General features: G+C 54.3%; 16 protein-coding genes. 13 read left to right on the forward strand and 3 right to left on the reverse strand.

Translation table 11 applies throughout. From position 1 onward, the window contains the following. Position 1: 1 nt before the first annotated feature. The 3 genes from mshL to IPJ12_15710 form a co-directional block, all read right to left on the reverse strand. On the reverse strand, positions 2 to 1,798 hold the full coding sequence (gene mshL / locus IPJ12_15700) for a pilus (MSHA type) biogenesis protein MshL (GenBank protein MBK7648545.1): 1,797 nt from the start codon (positions 1,796 to 1,798) through the stop codon (positions 2 to 4). A 103-nt stretch (positions 1,799 to 1,901) separates the two neighbouring features. Beyond that, entirely contained in the window at positions 1,902 to 3,278 is a 1,377-nt protein-coding gene (locus tag IPJ12_15705; protein ID MBK7648546.1) for an AAA family ATPase, read from the reverse strand. Beyond that, positions 3,275 to 4,816 (reverse strand): sigma-54-dependent Fis family transcriptional regulator, encoded by a 1,542-nt coding sequence (locus tag IPJ12_15710; protein ID MBK7648547.1) that lies wholly within the window; start codon positions 4,814 to 4,816, stop codon positions 3,275 to 3,277. The genes IPJ12_15705 and IPJ12_15710 overlap by 4 nt, the downstream gene beginning before the upstream one ends. Here IPJ12_15710 and IPJ12_15715 point away from each other — a divergent pair. The 13 genes from IPJ12_15715 (at position 4,803) to hisD (ending at position 13,967) form a co-directional block, all read left to right on the forward strand. After that, positions 4,803 to 5,615: an ABC transporter ATP-binding protein gene (locus tag IPJ12_15715; protein MBK7648548.1), complete on the forward strand. Its 813-nt coding sequence runs from the start codon at positions 4,803 to 4,805 to the stop codon at positions 5,613 to 5,615. The genes IPJ12_15710 and IPJ12_15715 overlap by 14 nt on opposite strands. Further along, on the forward strand, positions 5,608 to 6,399 hold the full coding sequence (gene mlaE / locus IPJ12_15720; GenBank protein ID MBK7648549.1) for a lipid asymmetry maintenance ABC transporter permease subunit MlaE: 792 nt from the start codon (positions 5,608 to 5,610) through the stop codon (positions 6,397 to 6,399). Before IPJ12_15715 ends, mlaE begins: the two co-directional genes overlap by 8 nt. After that, positions 6,399 to 6,869, forward strand: a complete 471-nt coding sequence (mlaD, locus tag IPJ12_15725; protein MBK7648550.1) for an outer membrane lipid asymmetry maintenance protein MlaD — start codon at positions 6,399 to 6,401, stop codon at positions 6,867 to 6,869. The genes mlaE and mlaD overlap by 1 nt, the downstream gene beginning before the upstream one ends. Continuing rightward, positions 6,869 to 7,588 (forward strand): VacJ family lipoprotein, encoded by a 720-nt coding sequence (locus tag IPJ12_15730; protein MBK7648551.1) that lies wholly within the window; start codon positions 6,869 to 6,871, stop codon positions 7,586 to 7,588. Before mlaD ends, IPJ12_15730 begins: the two co-directional genes overlap by 1 nt. 6 nt (positions 7,589 to 7,594) lie before the next feature. Beyond that, complete coding sequence (locus IPJ12_15735; GenBank protein MBK7648552.1) at positions 7,595 to 8,230, forward strand: ABC transporter substrate-binding protein; 636 nt, start codon at positions 7,595 to 7,597, stop codon at positions 8,228 to 8,230. After that, positions 8,227 to 8,508 carry an STAS domain-containing protein gene (locus IPJ12_15740; protein ID MBK7648553.1) on the forward strand — a complete coding sequence of 94 codons (282 nt, stop codon included), beginning with the start codon at positions 8,227 to 8,229 and terminating at the stop codon, positions 8,506 to 8,508. Before IPJ12_15735 ends, IPJ12_15740 begins: the two co-directional genes overlap by 4 nt. Before the next feature lie 10 nt (positions 8,509 to 8,518). Continuing rightward, positions 8,519 to 9,238, forward strand: coding sequence for an ABC transporter ATP-binding protein (locus tag IPJ12_15745; GenBank protein ID MBK7648554.1), 720 nt, complete (start codon positions 8,519 to 8,521; stop codon positions 9,236 to 9,238). Continuing rightward, positions 9,235 to 9,987, forward strand: a complete 753-nt coding sequence (locus IPJ12_15750) for an ABC transporter permease (GenBank protein ID MBK7648555.1) — start codon at positions 9,235 to 9,237, stop codon at positions 9,985 to 9,987. The genes IPJ12_15745 and IPJ12_15750 overlap by 4 nt, the downstream gene beginning before the upstream one ends. Positions 9,988 to 9,992: 5 nt before the next feature. Then, on the forward strand, positions 9,993 to 10,235 hold the full coding sequence (locus IPJ12_15755) for a BolA/IbaG family iron-sulfur metabolism protein (protein ID MBK7648556.1): 243 nt from the start codon (positions 9,993 to 9,995) through the stop codon (positions 10,233 to 10,235). Next, positions 10,228 to 11,481, forward strand: a complete 1,254-nt coding sequence (gene murA, locus IPJ12_15760; GenBank protein MBK7648557.1) for a UDP-N-acetylglucosamine 1-carboxyvinyltransferase — start codon at positions 10,228 to 10,230, stop codon at positions 11,479 to 11,481. The genes IPJ12_15755 and murA overlap by 8 nt, the downstream gene beginning before the upstream one ends. Positions 11,482 to 11,702: 221 nt before the next feature. Further along, positions 11,703 to 11,909, forward strand: coding sequence for a cold-shock protein (locus IPJ12_15765; protein ID MBK7648558.1), 207 nt, complete (start codon positions 11,703 to 11,705; stop codon positions 11,907 to 11,909). A 111-nt stretch (positions 11,910 to 12,020) separates the two neighbouring features. Continuing rightward, positions 12,021 to 12,665, forward strand: a complete 645-nt coding sequence (locus IPJ12_15770) for an ATP phosphoribosyltransferase (GenBank protein MBK7648559.1) — start codon at positions 12,021 to 12,023, stop codon at positions 12,663 to 12,665. After that, positions 12,666 to 13,967, forward strand: a complete 1,302-nt coding sequence (gene hisD, locus IPJ12_15775) for a histidinol dehydrogenase (protein MBK7648560.1) — start codon at positions 12,666 to 12,668, stop codon at positions 13,965 to 13,967. It abuts the gene before it with no gap. The last annotated feature ends 6 nt before the right edge of the window (positions 13,968 to 13,973 follow it).

A 13,973-nucleotide genomic window follows, 5' to 3' on the forward strand; every position in this document is an offset into this window, starting at 1 on the left:
CTCAGCGGCTCGGAATGATGTTGAAAGGCTGGGCTTCATTGGGTTGGGCGAAAAAGCCTTGTCCGGGAAGGTGGTCGCGCATCGAGGCGTAGTCGCCATCGATACTTGCATCCTTGATAACGACCGGGCGGAGAAAAATGACCAGTTCGGTCTTTTTGGCGGCATTGTTGCGATTGTTGACCAACTCTCCCGCCAGAGGGATTTGTCCGAGTAGCGGGACGCGCTGGGTCTGGTAGTCGATCTTGTCTTCCATCAGGCCGCCAAGAATGGCAATGTTGCCGCTGGCAACACGCATGACCGATTCGATTTCCCGGGTCCGGATTACCGGGACAAGGTTGCTGATGTCATTTTTCTTGAGGTCGGGGTTGGGGTCTTGAACTTCTCTGGCCACGCTGGTGATTGTCGGACGTACGTTGAGCGTCACTGCGTCACCATCGCTGATTTGCGGTGTTACGCTAACTACCAGGCCAACTGAAACCGATTGTGGCGTCGTGGTGTAGGCTGTAGTCGTGCCCACATTGGCCGTGGTGGTTGTGTCAGCCTTGACGCTGAAATAGACGTAATTTTCCACGACCTTCAGCAAGGCTGTCTGGTTGTTCATGACCGAAAGCCGAGGGCTGGAAAGTACTTTGGTGGTCCCGAAAGTGTCCAGCATGGTGACCAGCGCATTCGGATTCTTGTCAGCTTTTGTATAGCTCAGGTTATAGGCGTTTTTTGTCAGCGCATCGCCAAGGAAATTGAGTGTCCCGCTCCCGGCTAACTGAGTCCAGTTGATGCCTTGCTGGTAGCCATCGTTCAAGGCTACTTCAACAATGGTCGCTTCAATCAGCACCTGCTTGTGGGCTGAATTGGCGACACGATCGATAAACTCCTGAATCCGGTCATGCTGGCGTTGGGTGGCGCGCACGGTGATGACGCCGGTCTCTGCATTCATGATGACCGATGCGGCCTCCCTGAAGGTGTTGCGGCGGACGACCGAGGTGCCTGCTGCCTGACTGGATGAGTTTGGATTTGGATTGGCTTGCAGGACGTTGGCAACTGCTTGGGCTGCGCGTCGGCCAGTTGCTTGCGGCAGCGCGGCGGTTCCTGTTGCGCTCTCGGCGCTGCTTTGCTCGACGACCGTTTCGCTTGATCCTTCAGGCAAAATCTTGTCGGTTTCGCGCAGGATGTCCTTGATGTTTTTTTCCAGGGACTCCCAAAATTGGTTGCGCGAGGTGTTTTCAATACGCGTGTTGGAAATATTACCGGCACCACCACTGGTGGATGGTGTGGCGCTGCTGCCCGCGCTGCTTGGCGTTCCGGTAGAAATCTGGGTGTTGGTCGATACTGTGCCGGTGACGTTGCGCGCCATATTCACATAGTCGACCTTGTAATGCTTCAGGAAGGGCGAGTCCGGCATGATGGCGAGGTTCGGACCGTCCAGTTCAAAGCGCATGTCGACTTGCTTGGAAATCCGGGTAAGCAATTGTGGCAGCGTCTGGTCGATTGCATTCAGTGTGACGTTGCCGGTAATGCCGGAATACACGTCTACATTGACTTTGGCGTCACGGGCCAGCGCAAAAAGCAGATCGCGAACCGGTACATTGTTGACGACGACGCTATAGGTTTCCGCCTTTCTGGTTGTCCGTGGTTTGGGCAGTGCGAGCGTCTGCTGGACGGGGGCAGGAATATTGCCAGAGGCGGCGGGTACGGAGCTTTCCGACGTCAAATGTCCCTTCAGGGGTTCGCGCGGGGTTGGCGCTGCGCAGGCGGTCAGCAATAGAAGCAAAAGCGTTGTACTGATGAAACCGATTTTCATCGGGTTTTACCTTGTCTGAGCAGGGGAGGGCGGGTGGCTGAATTTGACTATGATGCTAGCACGTAATTTGACCGGGTTGCACGAGGCGGCTTGGGGCGGGCCGCTAGCGTAACCTGCTGACCTGCCTCGGAAAGGGTTGTGCTGCCTTGATCGACTCCGGTAGTGCCTGCATCGCCGCAACAGCCTCTTCTCGATTCGCGTAATCGCCAAAAATCACACCGACTCGGTCGCGTCCGGAGAGTGATGAGCGATAGGCGCGGATTTGCGATGGATCGATAGTTTCGCTTACTCGTGCGAGAAATCCTTCGATTTCACCGGTGTTGGTAGCATCGGTGGCCAGCAATTGTATGAAATAGTGAGCGCTAGGAGCATCGTTGATCCACTGCTCATATTGCGAAAGGTGCTGGCGAGTTAGTGGAGCGAAACGGATTTTGCGTTGACTGTCAGCCTGCGCTGCTTCGGGAGCGTGGAGGAGGGTTGTTTGCAGGCGTTTGTCCGGAGGTGAAGGTGCGGTTGTCGCTGCCGTTGCAGCGACTTCGTTGGTGTTACTTTCTTGCGATGCGTGTTGAAATGTGGCGGACGTCAGCCAAATCATTAGTACAGCAATGCTCGCGCCCGCGATGCCCCAGATCAGGGGGGTGATATTTAGGCGTGATTGGGGTTGCAGCGGTGAAAAGCGCGCATCCTGGGCAGCGATTTTGATTTCGTTAATATCAACCCTGTGGCTGCTGGCAGAATAGGCGGCAAGCATAGCCTTGTCGGCCAGGATGTTGATACGCCTAGAGAGCCCTTCGGAAATGCGGGCAATCATCTCGACTGCCTGGACGGAAAATGGGTTAGGGCCTCGATAGCCAGCAGCGCGCAGGCGGAACTCGATATAGTTGGCGACGTCATCATGCTTTAGTGGCATCAGGTTGAAATGCTGGGTAATACGTTCGCGCAACTGGCGCATATCGGTCGCCGCCAGTCTTTCATCGAGCTCGGGCTGGGCGAATAAGGCGATTTGCAGGAGTTTGTTGGCTTTTGATTCGAGGTTGGAGAGTAGTCGAATTTCTTCAAGTGACTCGGCAGGCATCGCGTGCGCCTCGTCAATCAGCAAAACCACGCGTTTGCCCTCGGCGTAGCGGGCTATCAAGGCATCTTGGAGTGCTCGGGTGAGTGAGTGTGTTGCCTTGCCATCTGCCGGGATGCCCAATTCATCGGCAATGGCGCCCAGTATTTCCTGTCTTGATAATGAGGGATTGGCTAGATAGAGCGTTTCAACATTTTCCGGCAGTCGGTCCAATAACATCCGGCAAAGCATGGTCTTGCCGCTACCTACTTCGCCTGTGACCTTGACGATGCCTTCGTCCTGTGTGATTGCATAAACAAGGGCGTCGAGCGTTGGCCCCCGGTTTGCACCGGTGAAAAAGAAATCAGTGTCGGGCGTGATGCGAAACGGTGGTTCGCGCAGCCCGAAATGTTCCAGATAAAGGCTCATCGGCGAGTCCAGCTTTCCATGCGGTTGTAGAGCGTCGTGCGATTGATGCCGAGGCGACGAGCCGCTTCGCTCATATTCCCGCCGCAGAGCTCGGTCGCTGCCTCAATATAACCACGCTGCCATAGCTCGAGAGTGGCATCGAGATTGAGTCGGGAGGCTGCTTCGAGATGCCGGCGAGCGGCCAGCTTGACGTTCTCCAAGTCGTCTACGGCCAATATGCTTGGCGGCGTCGTTGGTTCGAAACTGTCGAGATTGTCCAGCTCGGCGCGTAATTGCTCTGCTGTTACTGCCTGTCCAGGATAGCGCGCGGTCAGACGAATAACGATGTTGCGCAATTCGCGTACGTTGCCGGGAAAGCCATAGTCCAGCCAAAGTGATTGAGCTGATGCGGCTAGAACGAACGGTTCGGTACGAGCGCTGGAGGCGCATGCTTTGCGAAAGTGCTCAAGCAGTAGAAGGCGATCGAGGCTTGTTTCGCGTAACGGGGGTACTGCTACGGTGAACACGGAAAGTCGATGAAAAAGATCAGCTCGGAAGCGTCCTGCCTTCATTTCGTGTCTTAAGTCCCGATTGGTCGCGGCAACAATACGCGCGGTGGATACCCTCGTTTGCGTTTCGCCAACGCGTTGATATTCACCATTTTCCAGAACGCGCAACAGCTTTGGTTGAAGGTCCAGCGGGAGTTCGCCGATTTCGTCAAGAAACAGGGTTCCGCTGTTGGCATCTTCAAAATAACCCGCTTTGGCACCTGCTGCACCGGTAAATGCGCCCTTGGCATGGCCAAAAAGTGTGGGCTCAAGCAAGGATGGTGAAATCGCTGCGCAGTTAAGAGCCAGAAAAGGTTTGTCATGGCGTTCTGTTAGCTGATGCAGATAGTGGCTGGCAACGATGTCCTTGCCACTGCCTGACTCGCCTTCTATCAGTACCGGGTAGGCCAGGTTGGCATATTGGCTGAGTTGCAGACGAAGTCGTTGCATCGGCAGGCTTTCGCCAATCAACCCTTTGGTCACTGTGGCCTGAGTCTGGCCTCCAAAGCGTAAGGCTTGCTGGAAAAGTTCGCGCAGGCGACCTGGATCGCACGGCTTTGCAACAAACTCAACCGCTCCCAGAGTTCGCGCATGACGCGCGTTGTCCTCGTCGCTTTGCCCGGAAAGAACAATGATTTTCATGTCCGGTGACAATGCGAGCAGATCGCCAATCAGAGCAAATCCTTCGTCTGGGCGGTGGGGCACTGGCGGGAGTCCGAGGTCAACCAGTGCAATTTGAGGAGGTTTGCGTAGTTGTCTAAGCAGGGTCAGTGCATGAGTTCTGGAATGGCTTGTGAGTACGTCATATTCCTGTGCAAACGCGAAACTGAGCGATTCGCTGATGAGCGGATCATCATCAACGATCAACAAAAGCGGTTTGGTAGCTGACAAGAGCGTAGCTTTCCATATGTAATTTGTTCGATTATAGCCTTGCCGTTTCCGAGCGACGTTGGGGGTTTCTGATAAAATTGGCCCACCTTTTTTTTGGGAAAATGCTTTGTCCGACGACATCTTGGTCGATATTGAGGACCTTCAATTTGACTATGACGGCCGTCCTGTACTCCAGGGAATCAACATGAAGATTCCCCGAGGCAAGGTGGTGGCTATTATGGGAGGGTCTGGTTGCGGGAAAACCACCCTGCTGCGTTGCATCGGCGGTCAGTTGAGACCGACGGGAGGGCGAGTTTGCCTGGATGAACATCAGATTTGCGGCATGTCCCAAACAGAGTTGTATAAATTGCGGCGCAGGATGGGGATGCTTTTCCAGTTTGGCGCCCTTTTCACCGACATGACGGTTTTTGAGAACGTGGCTTTCCCTATGCGCGAGCATACGGATATGTCGGATGAGATGATCCGTGACTTGGTATTGATGAAGTTGGAGGCTGTTGGCCTGCGTGGCGCACATAAGCTGATGCCGGGTGAATTGTCTGGTGGTATGGCTCGGCGAGTGTCTCTCGCCAGGGCGCTGGCGCTTGACCCAATGCTGGTGATGTATGACGAGCCATTTACAGGACTTGATCCGATTGCACTTGGCGTTATCGGTCAATTGATCCGCAAGTTGAATGATGCGCTAGGTGCAACCTCGATCATGGTGACTCATGATATTCATGAGTCGTTGCAGATCGTTGATTACATCTACTTTCTGAATGGCGGTCAGGTTGTCGCTGAAGGTACCCCGGATGAGATCAGGGCATCGAAAGATGCCTTTGTGCATCAGTTTATCTACGCCGAACCGGATGGTCCGGTGCATTTCGATTATCCAGCCCCCTCGGTTCGAGATGAGTTCCTGAGTCGGGCGTCGAATGCTTGATCCGATTGCCATCATTCGCAAGTTGGGCCATGTGACCGTTGAGCGTGTGTGGCGACTTGGTTTCGCCGCCAGGTTTTTCTGGGCAGTGCTCATACATTCAGGCTCCTCTTTTCGTCGCCTGCCGCTGACCCTGCGTGAAATATATTTCAGCGGGGTGTTGTCCCTGCTGATTATTGTTGTTTCCGGGTTGTTCGTTGGCTTGGTTCTTGGATTGCAAGGTTATGAAATTCTGCAGCGATTTGGTTCAACCGAGGCACTGGGAACGCTGGTTTCCCTGTCTTTAACACGGGAACTTGGGCCGGTTCTGGCCGCGATATTTTTCGCCTCACGCGCTGGTTCATCAGTGACTGCTGAAATTGGCTTGATGAAAGCGACCGAGCAACTTAAGGCAATGGACATGATGGCCGTTGACCCGATTGCCCGTGTTGTGGCGCCGCGCTTCTGGGGTGGAGTCATTTCCATGCCGCTACTGGCTGCCATTTTCTCTGCCATGGGTGTGCTTGGCGGATGGCTGATTGGTGTGGTGCTGATTGGTGTTGATGATGGCGCGTATTGGTCGCAGATGCAGGCCAGTGTTGATTTTCGCTATGACATCTGGAATGGTGTCGTTAAAAGCTTTGTTTTTGGTATTGCAGTTTCGCTAATCGCTGTTTTTGAGGGTTACGACTCAGTGCCGACCGCTGAAGGTGTTTCGCGCGCTATTACGCGCACAGTAGTTACGTCGGTGCTGACGGTGCTGGCGCTGGATTTTGTCTTAACCTCGTTCATGTTCCGGGGGGCTTAATGAATCGTACTGTTCTCGACCTGTGGGTAGGTGTTTTTGTGGCAATTGGCCTTGCGGCAATGCTTTTCTTGTCGCTCAAGGTTGGCAACCTTTCGTCGTCCCGGTTGTCGGACGGCTACGTGCTTAAGGCCAAATTTGATAATATCGGTGGGCTAAAAGTGCGCGGGCCAGTCAAAAGTGCAGGCGTCGTGGTTGGGCGGATTGTAGATATACAGTTTGACTCAGGGGCTTATGAGGCGGTGGTCAGCATGACTATCGATGGTCGCTACCATTTTCCGAAAGATACATTCGCCTCGATCAATACTGCGGGTTTGCTTGGCGAGCAGTATGTCGGGTTTGATGCGGGTGGTGAAGACAAGATGTTGCAGGCGGGAGAGACGATCACCAAAACACAATCGGCAGTTGTTCTCGAGAAATTGATTAGCCAGTTTTTATTCAGCAAGGCAGCGGACGGACAGGATAAAAAATGATGGACGTATTTTGCGCATCGGGATCTAAAACTTGTCGTTACTGGGCGCTGGGTGCGGTTGTCGCTGTCGCTTGCGCCGGGGTTCTGGCCGAGGGGAATCCGATTGATCCTTATGAAGGCTTCAATCGCCCAATGTTTGCAGTCAACGAAGTGGTCGACAAGTATGCAATCAAGCCTGTAGGCCAGGCTTATGACTACGTGACTCCTCTGCCGGTAAAAGCGGCTGTTGGCAACGTATTTGGTAATGCAGGTGATCTATGGATTGGCCTGAATAGCGCTCTGCAGGGTAAGTTCGGTGATGCCGGTTTCGATTTTGGGCGCTTGCTGATCAATTCAACCGTTGGTATTTTCGGGTTGTTCGACGTTGCCAGCGAACTCGGCCTTGAAAAGCACGACGAAGACTTCGGGCAGACGCTTGCCGTCTGGGGCGCAGATGGTGGCGGCTATCTATTTTGGCCTGTGATTGGTCCGCGCAATGTGCGGGATACTTTCGGTTGGGGAGTTGATGCCTATCTCGATCCGGTAACGCGTGTCCGTGCAGTTTCGGTACGAAATAGTATGGCAGCGTTGCGTTTTGTCGACATTCGAGCCAGTTTGTTGCCTGCTGACAAGGTTGTAGAAGAGGCCGCGCTGGATAAATATGCTTATATTCGCGACGCTTATTTGCAACGCCGTCGTAACCAGATTTTCGATGGCCGCCCACCGCGGCTGGATGATTGATTTTTTATGTATTCGATAATGAAAAAGCTATTTGCGGTCTTGTTTGCCAGTTTTATTGCCACTGTTGCATACGCTCAGGAGGCTCCCGACGCCTTGATTCAGCGGGTGACGGAAGATGTTCTGGAAATTATCCGTAAAGATAAGGATATTCAGAGTGGTGATACCCGAAAAGTCATTGAATTGGTGGACAAGAAAGTGCTGCCCAATTTCAATTTTACGCATATGACCGCGCTGGCCCTTGGTAAGGAGTGGCGTAAAGCTACACCGCAACAGCAGACACATTTGACTGCCGAGTTCAAGACTCTGCTTGTGCGTACTTATTCGAATGCATTAACCAGCTACAAGAATCAAAAGGTCGTTTACAAGCCCTTTAAAATGGCACCCACTGAAACTGATGTGCTGGTTAGAACAGAGATTCATCAGCCAGGCGGCAAGCCCGTACAGCTGGATTACAACCTGGAAAAACAGGAGCAGGGCTGGAAAGTCTACGACGTAGTGGTGGCCGGCATCAGCTTGGTTACCAACTATCGTGACCAGTTCAATCAAGAGGTTCGTAACGGCGGGATCGATGGTCTGATTGCCGCGATTGCCACCAAGAACAGGTCTTTGGAAGGCAACTCGGTCAAATCCGAGAAAAAATGATTGAACGTAAAGCGGGGCGCCTGAATGTCAAGGTGCCACTCGTTATGAGTAATGCGCGCGGCCTGCTCGAAGCAGGCCGTTCTGCTTTGCTACAGGGCGAACAAGTGTTTGATTTTTCCGAGGTGACCGAGGCCGACTCGTCGGCGCTTGCCGTGATGATCGGATGGTTGCGTGCTGCCGAATCGATGCGGTCGACGGTCAAATTTGCCAATATTCCGCCTGGAGTCCGTTCGCTGGCTGAGCTCTACGGCGTCACCGAATTATTGCCCCTCGTTTGAGGGGCGCGTCATGCTTTCTGCTGTTTCAATCGTCGATGCCGTCAAGAATTTTGGCTCGCTGCAAGCGCTGGCCGGAGTTTCCCTGGAAATCGCGCAAGGCGAGTTCTTCGGCCTGCTTGGGCCGAATGGAGCCGGCAAGACGACCCTGATTTCATCGCTGGCAGGGTTGATTCGTCCAGACTCTGGTGTGCTAAGGGTTCTTGGCCATGACGTGATACGCGACTTTCGTGAAGCGCGCCGTTTGCTGGGCGTGGTGCCGCAGGAACTGGTTTTCGATCCATTCTTCAATGTGCGTGAAACCTTGCGTATCCAGTCCGGCTATTTTGGTATCCGTAATAACGACGCCTGGATCGATGAAATTCTCGAAAATCTTGATTTGACGAGCAAGGCGAACGTCAATATGCGTCGGTTATCCGGGGGGATGAAGCGGCGTGTGCTGGTTGCTCAGGCGTTGGTTCACAAACCGCCGGTCATTGTTCTTGATGAGCCTACCGCTGGTGTTGATGTCGAATTACGTCAGGGGCTGTGGCAATTCATTCGTCGGCTGAATGCTGAGGGGCACACAATCATCCTGACCACGCATTACCTCGAAGAGGCAGAGGCCTTGTGCAATCGTATGGCGCTGATGAAACAGGGGCGTGTTGTGGCCATGGATACAACGGCCAACCTCATGTCAGCGTATCCGGGCGCCTCGCTGGAAGAGGTGTTTGTGCGGACCTTGCAGCAATGATTGGCTTCCTGACGCTGTTTGAAAAGGAGTTTCTGCGATTCTGGAAAGTCAGTTTTCAGACTGTCGCTGCCCCCGTGCTTACGGCTTTGCTCTATTTGCTTATTTTTGGCCACGTGCTTGATGGCAGCGTCCAAGTCCATGGTGTACGGTACACCAGCTTTCTGGTTCCAGGGCTGGTGATGATGCAGGTGCTCCAAAATTCTTTTGCCAACTCCTCCTCTAGTCTTATTCAGGCCAAGATCACCGGTTCAATCGTCTTTGTTTTGCTGCCGCCAATTCCCTATAGTGCTTTTTTTGCTGCTTACGTACTGGCGGCGGTAGTTCGAGGTATGCTTGTTGGTATAGGCGTTCTGGCTGCGACCGTATGGTTTGCAGAGCTTTCCATCGTTGCGCCTTTGTGGGTGCTGACTTTCGCGCTGTTTGGCGGTGCGCTGTTTGCTGCGCTGGGTATGATTGCTGGTATCTGGTCCGAGAAGTTCGATCAGTTGGCCGGATTCCAGAATTTCCTGATCATGCCGTTGACCATGTTGTCCGGTGTTTTCTATTCAATTTACACACTGCCCATGTTTTGGCAGCGTTTGTCACATTACAATCCCGTTTTTTACATGATTGACGGTTTTCGCTATGGCTTTTTTGGTGTCTCAGATGTGGCGCCGGAAACCAGCTTGGCGGTCGTTGTCGCCTGCTTTGCCGCTGTGTCCTGGGTGACACTAAGCCTGTTGAAGCGGGGCTGGAAGCTGAGAGGCTAAAAATGATGCATCCTGAACAAATCAAGCAAATTATTCTCGCCGGCATGGTCTGCGAACACCTGACTCTCGATGGAGACGGCCAGCATTTCGAGGCGCTAATTGTGAGTGGCGAGTTTGTTGGCAAGAGTCGCGTGCAGCGTCAGCAGCACGTAAATAAAATTCTGAAGGAAAAGTTTGATTCAGGGGAATTGCATGCCCTTTCCTTCAAAACATTGACCCCGGAAGAATGGAGCGCGCAGCGTGGATAAGTTATTGATTGAGGGGGGTAAAATCCTCTCTGGTGAGGTTGCCATTTCCGGTGCCAAGAATGCTGCATTGCCGATTCTTTGTGCTTCGTTGTTAACGGCGGATCCGTTGCACCTGACCAATGTGCCGCACCTTAACGATATTTCGACAATGCTGCGCCTGCTGGGCGATATGGGCGTTGGTGTCACCATGGATGGCATTGACGGCATGGTTCTGAATGGGGGCGGCCTGAACAACGCTGTTGCGTCCTACGAAATGGTCAAGACCATGCGGGCGTCCATTCTGGTACTTGGTCCGTTGGTGGCGCGCTGTGGTGAAGCGCGCGTGTCGTTGCCGGGTGGTTGTGCCATTGGCGCCCGTCCGGTTGACCAACATATCAAAGGCCTGCAGGCAATGGGTGCCGAAATTACTGTGGAGCAGGGTTATGTGCATGCCAAGGCTACTCGCCTAAAAGGTGCTCGCATCTGTACCGACATGGTGACCGTGACGGGTACCGAAAATCTGATGATGGCCGCCTGCTTGGCAGATGGGGAAACCATCATTGAGAATGCCGCGCGCGAGCCGGAAGTGGTCGATCTGGCCAACTGTTTGGTCAGTATGGGCGCTCGTATTTCCGGTGCCGGTACCGATGTGATTCGTATTCAAGGTGTAGAAAAGCTGCACGGGGCAACCCATGCCGTCATGCCGGACCGCATTGAGACGGGCACCTATCTATGTGCGGCGGCGGCAACAGGGGGCGATATCCGTCTACTGAAGACATCGGCGGCCTACCTCGACACGGTGGTCGATAAACTGATGGATGCGGGTTGCGAGATTACTGTCGAACGCGACGCGATGCGTATTATCGCGCCGCAACGCCTGAAGGCGGTTAGTCTGCGCACCGCGCCGTACCCAGCATTTCCGACCGACATGCAGGCCCAGTTTATGGCAATCAACTGCATTGCTGATGGCGTGGCGACGATTCGTGAAACCATTTTCGAAAACCGTTTCATGCATGTCAATGAGTTGATGCGGCTTGGTGCCAATATCCAGATCGAGGGCAATAACGCCATCGTGCGTGGCATTGAGCGACTGGAAGGCGCTACGGTCATGGCGACGGATTTGCGTGCTTCCGCCTCGCTGGTTATCGCCGGCTTGGTCGCGCAGGGCGAGACGGTGATCGATCGCATATACCACTTGGATCGTGGTTACGAACGTATTGAGGAAAAGCTCGCCAAGCTGGGCGCCTCTGTCAGGCGCGTTCATTGAGCGGCACACATTAGCTTTGGCGCTTTGCACTTTTCTGCGGTCCGCCGCAGAAAAGTGCAAAAAATGCTTGGCGTATTTGAAATGCTGGCCCATACTCCGAGCCTCGGGATTTCCAGGCAGTGTTTTGTTCCTGCGCCGTACCACGGTTTGTCAGCTCTCCTCGGTCTTGGTTCTCGTATTTTTGTGGCGCAAGCCCGTATTTTTTTTTAGGAAGCTATCAAATGGCAAACGGTACCGTTAAGTGGTTCAATGACTCCAAGGGTTTTGGTTTTATCTCCCCGTCTGAAGGTGGTGAAGACCTCTTCGCCCACTTCTCTGCAATTCAAGGCAACGGTTTCAAGACCCTGGCTGAAAACCAAAAAGTGACGTTCGACGTCGTCAATGGCCCGAAGGGTAAGCAGGCTGCAAACATCCGCCCGGCTGAATAAGCTCGCGGAGTCGCCTGACTCAAGAAAGCCCGGCTTGCCGGGCTTTTTGCTTTTCTGCCCGGCCGTTTCTCGGCTTTGCGGTAAAATTACTCTTTTGCCACGAGAAATCCCGTGACCGGCATCACCATCGCACTCTCCAAGGGCCGTATCTTCGATGAAACCCTGCCACTGCTCGCTGCAGCCGGCATCGTTCCCAGTGAAAATCCGGAAACATCCCGTAAACTGATCATCGGGACGAACAATCCGTCCGTGCGCGTCGTTATCGTTCGCGCGACCGATGTGCCGACCTACGTTCAGTATGGCGCGGCCGACCTTGGCGTAGCTGGCAAGGACGTGCTGATTGAGCATGGTGGCGAAGGCCTCTATGCACCGCTCGATTTGAAGATTGCCAAGTGCCGGATGATGGTCGCCGTGCCGGAGGGCTTCGATTACGAAAATGCCGTACGCCAGGGCAATCGTCTCAAGGTGGCTAGTAAATATACCAAGACCGCGCGTGAACATTTTGCGGCAAAGGGCGTTCATATTGATCTGATCAAGCTCTATGGCTCCATGGAGCTGGCGCCGCTGGCCGGGCTGGCTGATGCCATTGTTGATCTCGTTTCCAGCGGCGGTACGTTGAAGGCCAACAAGCTGGTCGCAGTTGAGCATGTCGTGGATATTTCCAGCCGCCTCGTGGTCAATCAGGCCGCACTCAAAGTCAAGCGCGATATCCTGCAGCCGATTATTGATGCCTTCGCACAGGCGGTGGAGAAGTAAATGGTCGCCATTAAACGTCTTGCTACGGTCGACGCCAATTTCAAGGCAAAAATGGATGCCTTGCTAGCCTTCGAGGCGGCGGCTGATGAAGGTATCGAACGCACCGTCGCCGGTATCCTGGCTGACGTCAAGACGCGCGGCGACGCCGCCGTGATCGAATACAGCAACAAATTTGATCGAATGACTGCCCTCACTATGGCCGACCTTGAGTTGTCCAAAGTCGAAATGCAGCAGGCTTTGGATAGCCTGCCGGCTGACCGGCGTACCGCACTGGAGGCTGCTGCCGGGCGCGTGTGGGCCTATCACGAGCGTCAGCGGCTCGAAGGCTGGTCATACACCGAGGCCGATGGCACCATGCTTGGCCAGATGATCACGCCGCTTGATCGCGTTGGTCTCTACGTACCAGGTGGCAAGGCCGCCTATCCGTCGTCCGTGCTAATGAACGCGATTCCGGCCAAGGTGGCTGGCGTCAAGGAACTGATCATGGTGGTGCCGACCCCGGATGGTGAAAAGAATCAGCTGGTATTGGCAGCCGCCTGTCTGGCGGGCGTTGACCGCGTTTTCACTATCGGTGGAGCCCAAGCAGTGGGTGCCTTGGCTTATGGTACTGAAAGCGTGCCGCAGGTGGACAAGATCGTGGGCCCCGGCAACGCTTACGTGGCTACCGCCAAGCGCCGGGTATTCGGCATTGTCGGTATCGACATGGTGGCTGGCCCTTCGGAAATTCTCGTCGTCTCGGATGGCTCCGGTAATCCGGACTGGGTGGCGATGGATCTCTTTTCGCAGGCGGAGCACGACGAACTCGCGCAGTCGATTCTGATCTGCACCGATGCCGGGTTTATCGATCAGGTGCAGGCCAGTATCGAAAAGCTGTTGCCTACCATGCCGCGCGCCGAAACCATTCGTACCTCGCTGACCAATCGCGGCGCCTTCATTCTGGTGCGTGACATGGACGAGGCGGTCGCCATCGCCAACCGCGTCGCGCCGGAGCATCTTGAGTTGTCGCTGGCCGACCCCGATCCGTGGGTCGCCAAGATCCACCATGCGGGTGCCATTTTCATCGGTCACTACACCTCTGAGGCGCTTGGTGATTACTGCGCTGGCCCGAACCATGTCTTGCCGACTTCCGGCAGTGCACGTTTCTCGTCGCCGCTGGGTGTCTATGATTTCCAGAAGCGTACCAGTCTGATCAAGGTGTCCAAAGCAGGCGCCCAGACGCTGGGTCGGATTGCTTCGACGCTGGCGCATGGCGAAGGTCTGCCGGCTCACGCCAAGTCGGCTGAGTTCCGACTCGAAAATTGAGCGAAT

Source organism: Betaproteobacteria bacterium (assembly GCA_016709965.1).
Lineage (GTDB): Bacteria > Pseudomonadota > Gammaproteobacteria > Burkholderiales > Rhodocyclaceae > Azonexus > Azonexus amarohabitans.